At 34.6% G+C, this 16,937-nt stretch carries 11 protein-coding genes and 2 pseudogenes; 1 reads left to right on the top strand and 12 read right to left on the bottom strand.

Annotation, left to right across the window (positions count from 1 at the left end; genetic code table 11):
- Positions 1–52 precede the first annotated feature (52 nt).
- From HUW50_RS14555 to HUW50_RS14530, 6 genes are all read right to left on the bottom strand, one after another.
- The gene (locus tag HUW50_RS14555) at positions 53–2,383 is read right to left on the bottom strand and encodes a helix-turn-helix domain-containing protein (protein WP_185652981.1); all 2,331 of its coding nucleotides are present in this window, start codon (positions 2,381–2,383) and stop codon (positions 53–55) included.
- 463 nt (positions 2,384–2,846) lie between these two features.
- The gene (locus HUW50_RS14550; protein WP_066323847.1) at positions 2,847–4,079 is read right to left on the bottom strand and encodes an ATP-grasp domain-containing protein; all 1,233 of its coding nucleotides are present in this window, start codon (positions 4,077–4,079) and stop codon (positions 2,847–2,849) included.
- Positions 4,080–4,361: 282 nt separating this feature from the next.
- Positions 4,362–5,501 carry a M20 family metallopeptidase gene (locus HUW50_RS14545; RefSeq protein ID WP_232328934.1) on the bottom strand — a complete coding sequence of 380 codons (1,140 nt, stop codon included), beginning with the start codon at positions 5,499–5,501 and terminating at the stop codon, positions 4,362–4,364.
- Between the two features lie 141 nt (positions 5,502–5,642).
- On the bottom strand, positions 5,643–7,325 hold the full coding sequence (locus tag HUW50_RS14540) for a mechanosensitive ion channel (protein ID WP_066323846.1): 1,683 nt from the start codon (positions 7,323–7,325) through the stop codon (positions 5,643–5,645).
- 419 nt (positions 7,326–7,744) lie between these two features.
- Entirely contained in the window at positions 7,745–8,086 is a 342-nt protein-coding gene (locus tag HUW50_RS14535; protein ID WP_066323844.1) for an MFS transporter, read from the bottom strand.
- 47 nt (positions 8,087–8,133) lie between these two features.
- Positions 8,134–8,916 (bottom strand): PhzF family phenazine biosynthesis protein, encoded by a 783-nt coding sequence (locus tag HUW50_RS14530; RefSeq protein WP_066323842.1) that lies wholly within the window; start codon positions 8,914–8,916, stop codon positions 8,134–8,136.
- 107 nt (positions 8,917–9,023) lie between these two features.
- On the opposite strand from HUW50_RS14530, the pseudogene pdxR reads away from it, so the two are divergent.
- Positions 9,024–10,502, top strand: a pseudogene (gene pdxR / locus HUW50_RS14525) (MocR-like pyridoxine biosynthesis transcription factor PdxR).
- Positions 10,503–11,069: 567 nt separating this feature from the next.
- On the opposite strand, the gene HUW50_RS14520 reads toward pdxR, so the two are convergent.
- The 6 genes and pseudogenes from HUW50_RS14520 to HUW50_RS14495 form a co-directional block, all read right to left on the bottom strand.
- Positions 11,070–12,092 carry a DUF3231 family protein gene (locus HUW50_RS14520; protein WP_185652980.1) on the bottom strand — a complete coding sequence of 341 codons (1,023 nt, stop codon included), beginning with the start codon at positions 12,090–12,092 and terminating at the stop codon, positions 11,070–11,072.
- Positions 12,093–12,375: 283 nt separating this feature from the next.
- A complete protein-coding gene (locus HUW50_RS14515; protein WP_066325685.1) occupies positions 12,376–13,398 on the bottom strand; it encodes a DUF3231 family protein in 1,023 nt (340 codons plus the stop codon).
- A gap of 233 nt (positions 13,399–13,631) precedes the next feature.
- Positions 13,632–14,438, bottom strand: coding sequence for a cupin domain-containing protein (locus HUW50_RS14510; RefSeq protein WP_066323835.1), 807 nt, complete (start codon positions 14,436–14,438; stop codon positions 13,632–13,634).
- Between the two features lie 291 nt (positions 14,439–14,729).
- Complete coding sequence (locus HUW50_RS14505; RefSeq protein ID WP_066323832.1) at positions 14,730–15,506, bottom strand: sulfite exporter TauE/SafE family protein; 777 nt, start codon at positions 15,504–15,506, stop codon at positions 14,730–14,732.
- A 77-nt stretch (positions 15,507–15,583) separates the two neighbouring features.
- Positions 15,584–15,658, bottom strand: a pseudogene (locus HUW50_RS14500) (sulfurtransferase TusA family protein); the annotation flags it as partial.
- 30 nt (positions 15,659–15,688) lie between these two features.
- Entirely contained in the window at positions 15,689–16,816 is a 1,128-nt protein-coding gene (locus HUW50_RS14495; protein WP_185652979.1) for an MBL fold metallo-hydrolase, read from the bottom strand.
- Positions 16,817–16,937: the final 121 nt, after the last annotated feature.

Raw genomic sequence — 16,937 nt, 5'->3', positions numbered from 1 at the left:
AACAAAAAAAACAAATAGAGAATCTCTATTTGTTTTATAGAAGAATATGAACTTACTTACTTATTTCTTTTGGACTATTTCCATTTTGCTGATTAGCTGCTTGTCTATATACTTTTGGTGTTACATGTAAAACCCTCTTGAAAGCTCTACGGAAAGAATGGGCAGAATTATAGCCCACTTCAATCGATATCTCTTCAATTGTCATATCGGTCTTAAGAAGTAACTCAGAAGCTTTTTTGATGCGAATTTTTTCAATATAATCTGAAACATATTCACCTAATTGCTCTTTAAAAAGCTGTGAAACAAATTTTTCAGGAAGACCTATCTTTTCTGAGATTCTGTATAAAGATAAGTCTGGGTCATGATAATTTTGTTCCAAAAACTCAATAATTAATTTTACTGCCTGGTCATTTGATTCTTTTTTCCTTTTATTAATCATGCTACAGAATTCATCAGCCGTAGATTCAAATACTTTCCAAACATGTTCTATTCCAAGATTTAAATGAACTTGTAAAATCTTATTTACCAAGTTTATTGATTTTTCAGAACTTTGATAATTAGAAGAGTAACATGCCTTAATAAGCGTAGATTTTATTTCTTCAAGTAATTGCTCCACAATTTTTGGAGATAATTCTCTTTCACAAAAATTCTCCTGAAAGATTTCTGTCATTATTTGTTTTACATCATATATTTCTCCCATTTTCATTGCATTTATCAGTCGAAGCTCAATATCAATTGGATAATAAAACATACTTGTTTCTCTAGCTATATCTTGAAACCAAAGTATCTCGTTCATTTCAGAAAAGGTATAATCTAATGCCTGTCTTGCTTCATAATAAGAACGGCTAATTTCCTTAAAATTCTGAAAGGATTTCCCTACAAAAGATGATATTGAGATACGATAAGAATTTGCTACTGATAAACTGAGTTCATTTAGAAGATGTTTTAATTCATCAGGGGCAGTTACTTTATTTTCACTATTAACAGTAAAAATAATAACAATCTTATCTAAATTTAAATCAGTCACAATGGTCGAGGTTTCTAATTCTTTGAGAGTTCGTTTAATAAGGAAACGTGATGCACTCAATTCATTATGAATCTCTTTATTCTCCATATCACCATAACCATTTATTTTTAAAATACATACAAATCCATACTCACCTCTATAGTTTACATTTAATTGATCTGCCCTATCGTTAATCCCTTCTTGATAATAAAATTCTCCATTTAATAAACTCTTTATAAAGGAATCCTTTAATATATCTTTATGATTCGTTATTTCTCCCCTTAAGAGCTTATTATTAGATATTAGCTTCGAAATATTGCCATGTAAAAAGTCATATTCATTTTTATGTTTGGAGGCATCCGGACCAATTTGCTCTCTAACCACATCTATTAAGTTATGAATTGGTGTACTATCGCGGTAAGCAAGAAGCAAGCAAAGCAACATTCCAATTATCAGAGTGCTAAGTGTAACAACCAATGTTATTTGTTTGATAACCTCCGCTTTTTCCATTAGTCCTTCTTTAGGTATCCCTGCAACATAATTCCATCCATTGAGATCAGACTGTATAGATAATAGCATTGTATCATCTTCTATTATTTTGTTAATTGAATCTGTATCTTTTGTATAATTGCTGACAATTTCTTTGGCCTGACTTTCATTAATACCCATTATTGTAATTGGATTTCCTTCTTTATCAGCAATAAAGGCCCAGCCTCCATACTGCTTAGATATCCCTTCTAATAGTAAATGAATTTTCCTCTGATCAATCGTCAAAACTGCTGTACCCAATGGTTGATTATAGCTATTGAAGGGAAGAGATTGAAGATATGTAATAACAGAAAGCTCCTTATTTTCACTCGTATATGAGCGAAGTGGGAGTATTTCTCCTTGATAATCCCCCTGTAAAATTGTTTTTTTCCATTGTTCAAAGGAGAGATCATTATAATGGTAAGTTTCATAGAAATGATTAATTCTAAAAAAAACTGCACCATCGTTTAATACAACATCATAATTTTTTAAATAGATATAAAAATCCTCTAAAAAATCGTTCGAATGAGCATATGTTGAAATAAAACGTGAGGTTTCTCTTAAGCTATAAATATCAATCGGATTAGATTCTGTTCTTACCGTTAAATGTTGATTAAAATCTTCTAAAGCAATCTGTCTAGTAAATCTTTCAACTTCCATTAGCCTGCTTTCTAAGATTTCCTTACTCTTGTTTAAAATCAACTTGCTCGTATCGATAGAGCTTTTCTTTGCAACATCTATTGACACTTGGTACGTTATAAAACCGGTAATGAGTGGAAATAAAAGAATGATAACATAAGATAGTAAGAATCTTCTAAATATTTTTGATGTTTTAGTTTTTAAGTACAAAAAATTCCCTCCCCTCAAAAAAGATACCGCTTTCATATTTGTGTATGTTTATAAAGCAATCAATTTCACTGCTATACAGTGAAAAGCTGTACCTCTTCCATTTTAGCACGTTTTTCTATTTTAAAAAAAAAAAAATTAATGGCTATTTTTTATGCTAAGGCAAAGTATATCGTTTAATAGGAGGAACGGGGATGAAGTTAGACATTTATATTGGAATGCTATTATGGTAAAGGAATTGGATGGAAAAAGGGGAGAATTCTTGGGGTTCCGAGAGCTGAAGTTTGGGCTTCTAATCTGGCGGATATTTAAGATTTTTTAACATCTTGCACCTCTTCTATCAATCTTTCAACGATGTGTTTTGGAGTAGGTAAATCTGGCAGATAACTGAAATGTTACGGGGCTGTCACAAAGAGTCAGAACCTTTTGCAACAATCCCGCTTTCTACTATCTATCTCTACTCTCTTTACTCCTTTAAAATAAAACCAGTTCTGTTCATTTCCTCAAGCACATCCTCGACCTCTTCTGAAGAATGGCCAATCACTAGACCAATCATCTTTGTTACCTGATCCTCACCCGGAAAAGATCTAGGATCTAATATGCTTAATGGAATAAACTGATACTTATCTACGAATTTTTCGGCCATTGGAATGGCACTATCAAAGTTGTTGTTCCAATCAAAATTGCAAAGTCGCACTAACTTTTTGCCAAATCTTTTATGAATATCGTTATATAGCAAGAGCCCGCATGTCGATGCATTAAAACGGACATTTAAATCAATAAAATAGTAATGCCCATTATATAATAGAACATCAAAGCCGGCTACACCGACGTATCCCTTTTCGGCTATATTTTTCATGACTTTATAGCCGGTTTTAATGATATCTGCTATGTTTTCGTCATAATCAGTTGTAATCCAGCTACCGCAGAAGCTACCATCATCCGTGACGAGTTGCTCTGATTTGCCAATAAACTCAATTTCACCCTTTTTGTTGGCTATATAATGAATCGAAATATTTTGCTCGTAAGGAATATGCTCCTCGACGATAATTGATGACAAATCACCAAAGCTTTCATCAATTTCTTCTAGCTGCTTTTCCTCATTTATAAGCAAGACTCCGTACCCTCCAGAGGTTGGACGACCATCCCCTGTTTTTAAGACAATTGGCAGTTGCAATTTTTCCTCCATAATTTGCTCCAAGCTCATCATTCTTCGCTTCGGTATATGTTCAGAAGGAACAAGTTCAGGTATATTTCTCTTATCACAAAGATAGGCTAACACTCTAGGGTCAACCCTATACAGCTCAGCTGAAACCTTATCTTCAGGATGTGGGTATTGAAAAATCATCTTTTTATTTTGTTTAGATAGAAGCTTAAGCACATTAATATATTCTTCTTCATTTCGATACGTATAAAGCTCTGGCGGCAATTGAAGCCCTGATTTTCCCAGCAGTCTTAATGCCGATTTTGTAGCACATGCAGCATGACATACAACCGGTGTGTTTCCAACCACACTTAGTTCTCTCCCTGTTAGAGCAGTTAAGCTTAATAAATCTCCTGAATAATGCTGATAATCTTCAGCATATAATTTGGGGTTATAGATGATACCTTCTCCGTAAATGTCTTGAATCGAATAAGCTGGACGGAAATTCATTTGGTGACCTTGCGTAAATGGTACCTTTTTTGCTGCTTCTCCCATATGAAACCCTCCTGTATTCTTGTTTTAGTAGAATAGTTTTTCTATTAACTAGCTTTCAAAACTTTCATTTCAGCATTCTTACTTTCTCTTATCTTTCTTTTCTCTTTTTATTCACCAAAAGAAAAACCCTTAAACCTACTTTATTATTATTTTTTATAAGTGGTCTTTTGAACTAGTTACGATTTAACATTCTTTGAACATGCAAATTAGTATTGTTAAAAAATAAAAAGAGCTGTTTAGTCCAAGGAAATATTAATCCTTGAAACAGCCCTTTTTAGAAAACTATCCACTTAATTTTTCAATCGTTTTTGCAAGTAGTGCTGTAAATTTAGGGAACGTTTTTAAGTCTGTATACTCGTCTTTTTCACTATGAGAAAATTCTCCCATTGGACCCATTCCGTCTACAGTTGGAATACCTTCAATTGCCGTAAAGGAGGCATCAGATCCGCCGCCTGAGCTTACCTCACGGATAGATATATCAATTTCCGCAGCTACTTCTTGAATAACATTAATTAGCTGCTCTGTCTCGTTTGTTTTCTGCATAGGTGGTCGACTAATATCACCCTTTAATTTGGTACTGGTTCCTGAAACATGCTCCTTCTGAGAGATTTCAGTTATCTTCCTGACAATCTCTGCCGCCTGTTGTTCATTCTTATAACGCACATCAATTTCAGCTTTTGCAGCAGAAGGGATCGTATTTGTAGAGGTTCCGCCATGAACATATCCTACGTTTACAGATATTCCTTCCTCATAGTCGTTCAACTCTTGAAGCTTGAGAATTTTATGGGAGATTTCCTCAATCGCACTTCTTCCCCGTTCAGGCTCTACTCCGGCATGAGCACTCTTCCCCTTCACAACAAGCGTGAAATGACCAACCCCTTTTCGCTCTGTCACAATCCCTCCATTTGGGCGGGAGCATTCTACTACTATTGAATACTGTTTGTTTTCAGCAACCTGTTTAATCAACGGCTTTGAGGCAGGTGATCCGATTTCTTCGTCACTGTTAAAAATAATATGCACATTTTTGTATGCGTCAGATCCCGCTTCTTTTAATGCCTTTAATGCGTATAATACCTGAACATGACTCGCTTTTTCATCATTAACACCAGGACCAAAGGCTTTATTTCCTATCACATTAAACGGACGTTTTTTAGCTTCCCCCTTAGGAAAAACAGTGTCCATATGTGCAATGATCATAATTTTCGGATCACTGTCACTTAAAGCTTTTATTTCCAAATGGTTACCTAGCTTTTGTTCAGGATGGACCTTAACTTCCATTCCTATCTCCTCAAATTTCTCTATTAAAATTTCTCCTACAGCATCTACTCCTTCTTTATTGTATGTTCCGCTGTCTGTATTCACGAGAATCTCCAAAAGCTCAATGATTTCATGTTTTTTAGATTCCAAATACGTTTCGATCATTTTACTCTCCTTACTTTTACTAGTTTGTAGATTCATTACCCGTCATATTCTGCGAAATAAACATTTTCTAGTCCAATCTCTTAAACAAAAAAGGAATAATAGATGCATTTGCGATCTATTATTCCTTCATTGTCTAAAAAACTATTTATCTCGTCTTGGATTGTTACGAGAATTCGTTGGGTTGTTCAGATCCTTCAGGTTTCTATCTTGAAATAAATTTGTATCACTCGTTTTTATGTTCGGTTGTTCTCGACGTTCCTTCCATTCTTTTGGATCAGGGCTATGAATGGTCGTTTGCTCCATTTTATTGCTTAATTTGTTTAATGTTCGACCAGCCGCTTCTCTTCCACCTAATCCGAAGGCTAAACCAAATGCAAGTGTGAATCCGCCCAGGATTAAGATGAATGCAGCATTCACAATTGTACTTGCTACCCCTAATTGATTAAGGGCCATAAAGAAAGCTAATGTAATGATGGTATATTTAGCGATATTACCAAGTAACTTACCTTCTGTTTCTTGTCTCACCATGCTTTTAACAACACGTTTGACAAGATCACCCGCATAAAATCCAATTCCAAGAATTAGAATAGCAGTTAACACCATTGGAATATAAGCTAATACAACCGTTAAGATAGAAACTAAGCTTTCAAGATTAACAAGCTGTAAGGCTTCGATTGTAAATAACAGAACGACTACAATCTGTGCTGCCAAACCGACAAGCTCAGAAATGGTAAACGTTTGATTGCTCTTTTGTAGTGACCCTAGTCCCATTTTAGAAAGGATGCTGTTAAACCCAACTCGCTCTAACAATGAAGTGATGGCTGTTTTGATCCATTTTCCGACCCATAAACCTACTGCAACAAGCAGAATCGCTACAATAATGTTTGGAATCATGTCCATGATTTGGCCAAGCATTCCAACCGCTGGTGCTGAAATACCATCAATATCTAATGTTTCAAGCGCTGAGATGACAACCGGGATTAAAATAAAAACATAAACAATTGTCCCAATCAGCTGAGAAATCGAATTTTTATCAAGTGCCTTCTCAGCACCTAATTTAGCTGCTAGACGATCTGTTCCAATACTTCGCAGGAAGTTCACGAGAATTTCCTTTACGATCTTCGCTACTAACCATCCAATAAATAGAATGACCGCAGCACCTATAATATTTGGAATAAAGGCAAAGAACCCATTCAACATGCCTTCAAGAGGCTCTGAAATTGCCTCAATTCCCAGGGCTGCAAGGACAGCCGGCAAGAAAAGAAGCAGTGTTAAATAAAAGACTGCTTTAGAAGCAGAGAGTACTGCATGATTAGCTTGATTGCTGTCACCTGTTAGCTTCCATCGTGATAAAAAGCCTAGAAAACGTTGATTTCCCCCCGCCTTCTTAACTAAAAACGACAATCCTGATGCAATCAACCAAGCAACAACAGCAATAAGGGCCGCTTTTAATAAATTTGGTATCCCAGCGACAATGACGCCTAGTGCTTGTGAGATTGGCTGCGCAACATATGGCAGGCTAAGCATGTTTAAAAATACAACAAATGCTACAGCCATTATGATCCAAAAAACGATCTTACTAATAATACTTTCAGATGAATAGTTAAAGGACTTAGATGTACCTTGGTCTCTATCAGAATCTGGTCTCATCCACCGTGCCATTTTATTATCAAAGTCTGTACGATGCAAAGCAGCTTTTACCGCCTTTGCAATAAGTGATGCAACAATCCATCCTATCAAAAGGACGAGAAGCGCAAGCACTAAATCTGGTAATCTACCTAAATAAGCCATCCAGGAATCTCTTACTCCGTTGTAATCCATCATATACTGCCTCCTTTAAAAACTCCGATTAAGTGTTGTAATTGTTTCATAGTTCACATTCCCAAAGAACAGGGTAGTTAAACAGCAAATATCTTTTGTTTAGAGTAACTAGGATTTAGATTATAAAAAACTTTAATAGGGTTTGAAGCGCATAAAACAATCTACCTCAAGGACTTGGAAAATAAATCGGTAAGTGCAAAAAGATGGTCATTATATCCAGTTTTATTTGGAAATCATATTCCATTTAATGGCCTAATTGATGAAAAATTTGTACTAATTCCTAAGCAAGCTGTCGATCTTTCTGGTAGTTTGATCATAAGTTCAAACACAACATAAAAAACGCCTCAAATCCTTTCATACCATGGATTTAAAACGTTTCATTTACATCTGATTGGATTGAATTATACAATTTTTACGGGTAATTAATTCCATCGTAAATTATCGTAAAAGAATTGTTTTGGTATAATCCGTAAAATCAAGTATATGTCTTCAACGATTTTAACACCGACCAATAATGTTGTCATTGCTAAAATCATCATTTTCTTTATACCTGTTACCTCTATTAAAGCAGCCATAAAAGGACCAGATATTCCGTATAGAAGAAGACTTATCGCAAAAGCAAATGAGATTGTAGAGCGATCCCATCCAAATTCAGCTTCAAACGGAACGATGAAGACTCCTGATGATGACCGTATAATACTTGCTATTAGAATGGATAAAAAAGTGACTAATAAAATAACCCAACTATAATGAAAACGTTTCAAGCCTTCACCCCGCTATCATGTAAATAAAAAAATGATTAAAGCTTTCTTTAAATCTCAATTTTTAATTCAGCTACTGAATATAGAACTGCACTTCCAGCCATCTTCACTCGTGTATCTTCATGCTTACAATAAAGCGTTCCACCTCTACTTGATAATTGTCTAGCCACCATTTCTTTTTTTCCTAATCTTTTTGCCCAAAATGGAATTAAACTACAATGCAAGGAACCTGTTACTGGATCTTCGTTTACTTTCAACTTAGGGAAAAACGCCCTGGAAACAAAATCGAATTCACTGCCTCTGGCTGTCACACAAACACCCAATCCTTCTGGTAATCTTTCTAATTGGGCAAAGTCAGGACTTACGTTTTTCACATCTTCCTCGGAATCTAGTACAAAAACAAGATCTCTATTTAAGTATGTCTCTTTTGGTACGATCCCTAAAGAACTAATCATTTCATCAGTAACAGAAATTTCTTCTGAAGGAACAGAAGGGAAATCCAGTTCATACAAGTCATCTTGTTTAGTTACAGTTAACTCTCCACTAATTGTATTAAACTTGACGGTTTCCAATTGCTTTTCATAATAATTTAGAATGATAAATGCCGTTGCTAACGTGGCGTGCCCACAAAGGTTAATCTCTCCTCCAGGTGTAAACCATCTCAGTCCATAATGTGCTCCTTCATTTACTGCAAAAGCTGATTCCGATAGGTTATTTTCAATCGCTATTTTTTGCATGAGTTCATCTGAAATCCAATCAATCATGATACATACTCCTGCTGGATTTCCTTCAAAAACCTTTTCTGCAAAAGCATCGACTACAAAATATTTCATCTCATTTTCCTCCAGTGTTATAATGTGCCTAATAATTTAATGATAGTTTACATCCGTTTGTGTATAACACTCAACACCTATGTATAACACTTAAAGGAGATTAACCCATGCACATTGAAATTCAACGTAATGCTGACATTTCATTAACGAAGCAAATATACCATTCAATTCTCGATCATATCCGTTCAGATCTCTTAGAAGATGATTTACAATTACCTTCTGTACGCGAGCTCTCAAAACAGCTTGGAGTAAGTTTAGTTACTGTAGTAAAGGCCTATCAAAAGCTAGAACATGATGGTTTTATTACATCTGTTCAAGGAAAAGGAACGTTTATAAGAAAGACAAAAATCGAAGAGGCAGAAAAAAAAGAAGGAACACTTTTATACGATTGGCAACTTTCCGTTCAAGATTATTTACCTAGATCTCAATTTGCTCGTTTTCATCAAGTTCCTGAAAAGATTCATCTTTCATCTAATATGATTGACCCTGGACTTCTACCCAATCGATATTTAGTGCAAGAGATTCATAGGATGTTTTCTGAAGACCCAAAAGTTCTCTCACAGTATGGAGAGATCCAAGGCGATAGAGCGCTTAGACAGGCAATGGTTGAGTATTTACAAAGGATGGACGTGCCAACTTCCCCTGATAATATTTTAGTTACAAGTGGTTCACAACAAGGAATAGACTTAGTTGCTCGTACATTCGTTGGACCAGGTGATGTGGTAGTCATGGAAGCTCCGACTTATCCAGGGGCTATTGATGTGTTTCGTGGGAGAGGTGCAACAATCCTTACCGTACCTGTTGACAGTGATGGGATGCGAATAGAATTGCTTCAGAATTTGTGTGATAAATATAAACCAAAAATAATTTATACTGTCCCTACGTTTCACAATCCAACAGGTGCTGTAATGTCCTTAAAACGCCGCAGACAAATTCTCGAATTAGCTAGAAGTATCCAGTGTTTAGTAATTGAGGATGATCCATGTAGTGAAATTTATTTTTAAAAAAAACCTCCTGCATCAATGAAAAGTCTGGACCAAGACGGTCATGTCATTTACTTGAAAGGTTTAAGCAAAATTTTAGCGCCAGGTTGTAGAATTGGTATATTAGCTGCTTCTGGTTCTATATTCAAACGTCTATTAGCTGCAAAGGCTAACACCGACTTAGGCAGTCCTTTACTTACACAAAAAGCCATCATTCCATTTATTACTTCAAAAAGAATGATGGATCATCTAAAAAAATTAAGAACAGCTCTAAAGATAAGGCGCGATCTTGTTCTAGAGATTCTGTCACAACAATCACCTGAAGAGGTATCTTGGTTTATTCCAAAGGGGGGATTAAATGTTTGGCTCACTCTTCCTTCTTGGATTAACACTGATCACCTCTTAATAGAAGCTAAAAAAGAACAAATCACTTTTTTACCTGGGTCAGCTTGTTACCCTACAGAGCAAGAAAATCATCATTTACGATTAAGCTTTTCTTATATGAATGAACAACAATTAACACAAGGCGTGACAACAATTTGTAACCTTCTTCAATCCGCAATTGCGTTAAAAATAAATCAGGATAGCTCACCACATTTTTGATTAAAGTTCAAAATTATTTGATTTGGAGCTAAAAAATAAAACCCCATTTTCTATTAAATGGGGTTCAGTATTTCTCATCAAGTGTATTGCTGTGTTTATTTAATAAACTGGCCCATCTGAGAAAGATAGAGTCTGATTCAAATCATATTTGGACTGTGTTAAAAATTGAAATCATGTCCTTTATTTTCTTTAAAATATGATGTATTTGCATAGAATCAGTATTTTGAACCTTAACACGTAGTCAACTATCCCTCAAGACGTGTTAATAAATAACACTTATCATTATGATAAGAGATACGGGGCATATAGGGAAAGGCAGAGAAAGACGTTAAGAAGGCTTTAATGCGGAAAGAATGAAAGGTTTGAGTGTGAAGGATATAGTTAAAATAACTGCGTTCCACAATCACAATTTATGCAAATATGAAATTAAGCTCTAACATAATTCTTGCTAGAAAAAAAGTTCTGTATTCTGACCTATTTGTGATCATATCTTTCGGTTTACTCATTTATAATTCTTTATTAGTTTCTAAAAGCTACCGTAATTATCTACTTGTTATGAAAAAAGAATTAATTCTTTAATTCCTTTTTGTTTGTAAGTTGATCTTTATCAAGCGTTCCAGGTGGTTGTTCTAACCATTCATTACTAATCATAATGTCAGCTCCATCTTTGGCATATTGTGCAACCTCAAGGGATAAGCGTTCATAATTAAAAATAAGATCACTTCTTTGACTTGCAGCAGCTGCTGTTGCATAATTACCTGTTCCGGCTGTACTCATGAACCCCATATGATAAAGTGTCAACTTATCGGAAAATGGTGGTGTGGTTGAATCAGTAATAGCAATATCCGACGATACAGGCGGCTGTATATTGTTATTTAGAAGTATTTTCGAAAACACTTGAACGTGTTTTTTTGAAATGTCTCTTCCCCTTAACATCCATTTTTGAATATTTTCTCTTGGTGATATTTGAGCAAAACTTTGTGCAAGTTTACTTCCCATAATATTTGTTTGAATATTCATAAACAAGTGGGATATTTCAACTGCATTTAATGGTCTTTGTTTGCTAAATAGAGAAAAACCACTTAAATATTTTTTACTGTCTACATAGTCTGTGTTTGTTGGATAAGCAATATATGGCGCTTTAATAAATAATCCTTTAGAAAGAAGAACTTTTGAGCTGCGCTCAAACAATTCCGATGTTTCTGAAAGACCTTCTCTATAATAGGCTCGCATATCATCTCTAGCACTCATAGCAACAAATCCACTGTATCCGAGTAAACCAAGCTTAGCCATATGATTTATATAGACTAGCATAAATGGATCCGTAAAGAGACTGGGAGCATTTAAATTCACATCACTATTAGTAAACCCTGTCGGTGTTGGAATTTGTTCTTCTTGGAATATGGTTGTTAATTTTTTTATATGTGTAGATGAAAGGTCAAAAGCATATTGAACGACCGCTTTTATTTCTACATCTTCTACAGTTTTTAAAAAGTAACCTAAAACACATTTGGACATACTATCATTCATATAGCCAGCCCAGATAGAAGCTATTTCAGCTGAAGTAAGTTGAATGTGATGTTCAGTCACATTGCTTCATCTCCAAATTTTCATGGTATAGTTATATTCTTTGTAAATAACTATAAATTATGACAAATTCAAAGGAATATATTTCTCCAAGTTAATTTAATAACTTGTTCAATTGACCTTATTAGGTTTTTAAGTCAAGAAAAATCCTTTTAAAAATTACCCCAATTCCATGCCTCTACATAGCAATGACCGAAACCCGAAAAAGCTATGCTCCATATTAATATTACTTTTAGATCTTCAATTATCTACCTTTTTAAAGAGATTTTAAGCACTTAATCAAATACTAGTTTTCTCTATCCGCTGCTTTTGGTGCTTGTTCAAACCAGCCTTTCTCAATCATGATTTTTGTTGCATCTTGAACAAAAGTTAGAATTTTCATTAATGATTTAGTATACATTAGCGCTATGTCATGCCTTCCATTTACTGCTGTAGAATTTCCAAATGCCCTTATTTTTATTGAAAACATATCGATCTTATGAAATAACATTAACTTATCAGAAAAAGGAGAAAAAGTAGATGTTGTAACTAAATCGTCCAGAAAAGATGGTGAAGGCAAATTTTCTTTATGTAGCATTTGCATATAACGTTCAATATTTGTAGATGTCCTATCTCTACCTCTTTCAAACAATTCCCTAATCTTTTCATCCTTTGCGACTTGTGCAAATGCCATAATTAGTGCTTTACTCGTTACATTATTCTCAATATTATCGTAAAGGTGGGTAATTTCTAAAGCGTGTAGCGGTCGTACATGTCCAAAGTAGCCGTTTAAGAAATCCTCATGAACAAATTCCACATTTTCTGGAACTGGAATAAATGGTGGCTTGCTGATAAGCCCTTTATTCATTAATATTTCTTTGGTTTGGTCCATTAAATCCATTGAAGAATCCATACAATATCTAAAAAATTCTTTTACATCCTTTCTATAAACAAGAGGTATGGCTACATTATAAATACTCATTCCTGCTTTTGTAACATACTTCAAGTAATGAACATAAAATTCATCTTCAAATAACCTTGGAGCACCTAAATTTACGTCCTCTTTAGTAAACCCTTTCGGAATAGGGAAATTTTCTTTTATAAAAATTGCTTCAATTGTTTCCATAAAATCTACACTTAATTTTAATGCATTTTCTAATAAAATTTTAATATCATCATCATCAACGTGTTGAAGATAATAGCTTAAAATGCATTTTCCCATGCTGTTCCCCATATATGTAGCCCAAAGTTTACCCATTTCTGCTGAAGTTAGTTTTTCTGAAGTGTTTGTTTTATTTGAACCAACTTTAATTGGTTTAATAGTTTTCATGGTATCTTCCTTCATTCTTTTTTGCTTAGTATGTTCCCCCATTTAAAATCACATTCAGATTTTTTCAATATACATATGACAGGTATTCCTCGATCAACAATTTATGCAAAAATTAAAGAACAAGGTCTAAACAAATAAAGCGACAACCAATAATGGTAGTCGCTTTTCTTTTTCATGTATATCCAGATTCATTTTATTAAACAAAAGCACCAATTGTTGAAATATGAATGTTTCTACATATTTTTTTTGCTCTTCTGTAAAATTTTAGATTCTCCTGTACGCTCCCATTCTTCTACGGTTTCATATGCTTTTTCAGGAGAATATCCTTTTCCAACAAGAACTCCCATTAGAATAAATTCTTGAAGAATGTGTGTCATATTAATTCCTCTTTTAACGTCTTCCAAGCCTTCTTTTACCAAAAATTCCGTATATCTTAACCAGTCATCTGGAGTCCTTCCAAAAACTACTGTATTTCCATTTTCATTACCATAGCTTTCTTCTGCAGCCATTGCATCTGCTTTAGTTCTATGAACAGTACCAAATGGGTGATTTGGTGGGGCATATATCGAGTATAGTTTTAAAGGGACATTTCCTGTATTTTTTACATTGTGCCACATTCCAGCCGGGATCATAATAGCAGAGTCATCAAAAATTCTTCTTTGAAAATTTAAATTATCTCTACCTTTGCCCATTTGTACAATTCCCTGACCTTGTTCGACTCTTAAGAATTGATCTACGTTAGGGTGCATTTCTAAACCTATATCTTCACCCATATTGAGACTCATTAATGTAACTTGCAAATGATTACCTGTCCATATTGCTGTTCGATACGTATTGTTTTGCTTAGTGGCTTCATTAATATTAATAACAAATGGGTTTGCTCCATAATCTTTTAACATAATCCTATTATGACCATAAGATGACCGATACGAACCAAATCCCTCATTATGATCAGTCCAATAATCTGTAGAATTTCTGTAAGTATACATTGGTACATTCACATAATAAGGATATTGATACATATAAGGTGCACAGTACATTTTCCTCAATCCCTTCAAATTAATTAATTATAATTTTCTAATTATCCTATGTAATGTAGGAGAGGAGTGTACTTAACTGATTTCAATAAAAAAGGAGCTTTATTACAACCCTTTTAATTATTACACCGTTAGCAAAATTTCAAATTATTTATTATTAGATGATCCACTATAGGCCAACGCCCAGCCATAAAAATACGGTTCAATATACTTGAACCGTATCCTGATTTATTAATCCTATAAAATTAAGGAACTCAATCCCTTCTAAAATCAGGCACACTTGAGTAATATTTTTCAAATGATATCAAGCCAAATTTTTAAAGCTGTTCCAAAAATTAATAAGGCTAAAATAACTTGCAGAATCTTTGTATTCACCTTTTTCCCTGCCATAGCTCCCAATGGTGATGCAATTAAACTTGCAATAACCATAATAGCTGCTGGACCGTAATCAACTTGCCCTGTCGTTATTTTTCCAACAGTTGCACCAATTGAAGAAATAAAAGTGATAGCTAGGGATGAAGCGATCGTCATACGGGTTGGGATTTTTAGTACAACTAACATGATTGGTACTAGTAAAAATGCTCCTGCTGCACCGACAATCCCTGCACCTACACCAACGATTAAAGCTAGTATAGCTGCAAGCCATTTGTTAAATTTCACTTGATCTAGTGGAATGTCGTCAATTCCCTTTTTAGGAATAAACATCATTACTGCTGCAATTAAAGCTAAAATTCCATAGATTAGATTAATGCCACCATCAGACATTAGTTTTGAACCATATCCTCCAATAAAACTACCTATTAGAATGCTAATTCCCATATACCCAATCAATGTTTTATTTAAATATCCACCCTTTCGATATGCCCAAACACCACCGATTGTCGCAAAGAACACCTGGACGGCACTTATTCCAGAAACTTCGTGTGCACTAAATGCCGCTATACCAAATAGAGGTGGAATATACAATAGCATTGGATATTTGATAATAGAACCGCCAATTCCTAGCATTCCTGAAATATATGAACCTATAAATCCAATTAAAAAGATTGTTATAATAAACCCTAATTCCATGTTTATTACCTCCTATTTAGAAAAGGGAACCTGCACTCGGTTCCCTTTATTTTTCAGCCCTTTTTTATCCAAAACTTCATTGCTTTTTTTGTTTTTACGATTGGCATTGGACATGCTAATCCTTTTGCATCTAATACTTTTATTGCTTCCATCTCAATTACCCCCTAAAAATTTATATATAGTTAGCGAACCGCACAACGGTTAGGTCCAATTTCCATTTCTCGTTGCTTTTCTTCATCTGGAGTGATTTTCCCCATATTTGTTTCACGAATTTCTTGATATGCATTTGGTTGCGGTGGTAAATTTTCTGTAACAAGTTTTCTAAATTCATTTTCATCTACAATGTTTAAACCATGATTTTCCGCAAATAAAGTACCTAATTTTTCTGCTACACTTCCATCTTCATTCAACTCATCAATGATCATAAAATGAGCAGGTAAAACTATTAAGTCCTCTGACAGTTCTCTATAGCGTTTATATAAACTCTCTCTTAAATCTGCAACCCAATCTTCAGCCATCCCTGCTAGATCTGGTCTTCCTATTGAATCTATAAAGAGAATATCTCCTGTTAATAAGTATGAAGAATCAACAACAAATGAAGTTGAACCAATTGTGTGACCTGGTGAGTATAATGCATGAATATCAATGTCTGTATTTCCAATTGTTACGGTATTGCCACCTTCTAGTGGACTATATTCAAACGATACTTCTGTTGCATCCTTTGGCGGCAACCAGTATGTTGCACCTGTATGAGCAGCAATCACTCTACCACCTGAAATATGGTCAGCGTGAAGGTGAGTATCGAATACATGAGTAATGTTTGCCCCTATTTTTTGTGCAAAGTTTAGATAAGTAGAAGTCATTCGAGTTGCATCAATAATTGCCGCTTCTCCATTTGAAACCACCATGTATGATAAACAGCCCTTACCAATACGTACAAACTGATAAATTTCCCCGCCTTCTTTAAAATCGCCAATTTTCACAGGCTCTAAGTGTTCACTCCATGTCTTCATTCCGCCTTCTAAGTAAGAAACATCTAAACCTTGTTCAGAAAGCATTTCAGCTACCATGACAGAAGAGCCTTCTTTCGCACACACAACTAATACTTCTTTATCAGATGGAATCTTTTCTAAAATTTCTTCAACACCATCTAGCAATTCAAAATATGGGATATTTAGATAAGCAAAATTTTCTCCTTCTATCTTCCAGTCTTGAAAATCTCCTTCATTACGAACATCAAGAATAAATAATGCTTCTTTATTAAATACCTTTCTTGTTACTTTTTTTGAAGTCATAGCTTTAACAGTCATCCTAATTACCCCCTATGGTATATTTGAGTTTAAAAAAATAATTGGTATTTAGAAAGTAAGTGGTACTTCCACATCACTTGCAAATTCTAAAAATGTTACAGCTCCGCCAACTTCTATTCCT

This window comes from Metabacillus sp. KUDC1714 (genome assembly GCF_014217835.1).
Taxonomy (GTDB): domain Bacteria; phylum Bacillota; class Bacilli; order Bacillales; family Bacillaceae; genus Metabacillus; species Metabacillus rhizosphaerae.
This window is presented reverse-complemented; position numbering and strand designations above follow the sequence as displayed.

Excerpts from the sequence above, each read along its gene's own strand:
- HUW50_RS14510 (WP_066323835.1), bottom strand. The coding sequence starts at position 14,438 with ATGTACTGTGCACCTTATATGTATCAATATCCTTATTATGTGAATGTA.
- HUW50_RS14530 (WP_066323842.1), bottom strand. The coding sequence starts at position 8,916 with ATGAAATATTTTGTAGTCGATGCTTTTGCAGAAAAGGTTTTTGAAGGA.
- HUW50_RS14515 (WP_066325685.1), bottom strand. The coding sequence starts at position 13,398 with ATGAAAACTATTAAACCAATTAAAGTTGGTTCAAATAAAACAAACACT.
- HUW50_RS14545 (WP_232328934.1), bottom strand. The coding sequence starts at position 5,501 with ATGATCGAAACGTATTTGGAATCTAAAAAACATGAAATCATTGAGCTT.
- HUW50_RS14550 (WP_066323847.1), bottom strand. The coding sequence starts at position 4,079 with ATGGGAGAAGCAGCAAAAAAGGTACCATTTACGCAAGGTCACCAAATG.
- HUW50_RS14495 (WP_185652979.1), bottom strand. The coding sequence starts at position 16,816 with ATGACTGTTAAAGCTATGACTTCAAAAAAAGTAACAAGAAAGGTATTT.
- HUW50_RS14540 (WP_066323846.1), bottom strand. The coding sequence starts at position 7,325 with ATGATGGATTACAACGGAGTAAGAGATTCCTGGATGGCTTATTTAGGT.
- HUW50_RS14505 (WP_066323832.1), bottom strand. The coding sequence starts at position 15,506 with ATGGAATTAGGGTTTATTATAACAATCTTTTTAATTGGATTTATAGGT.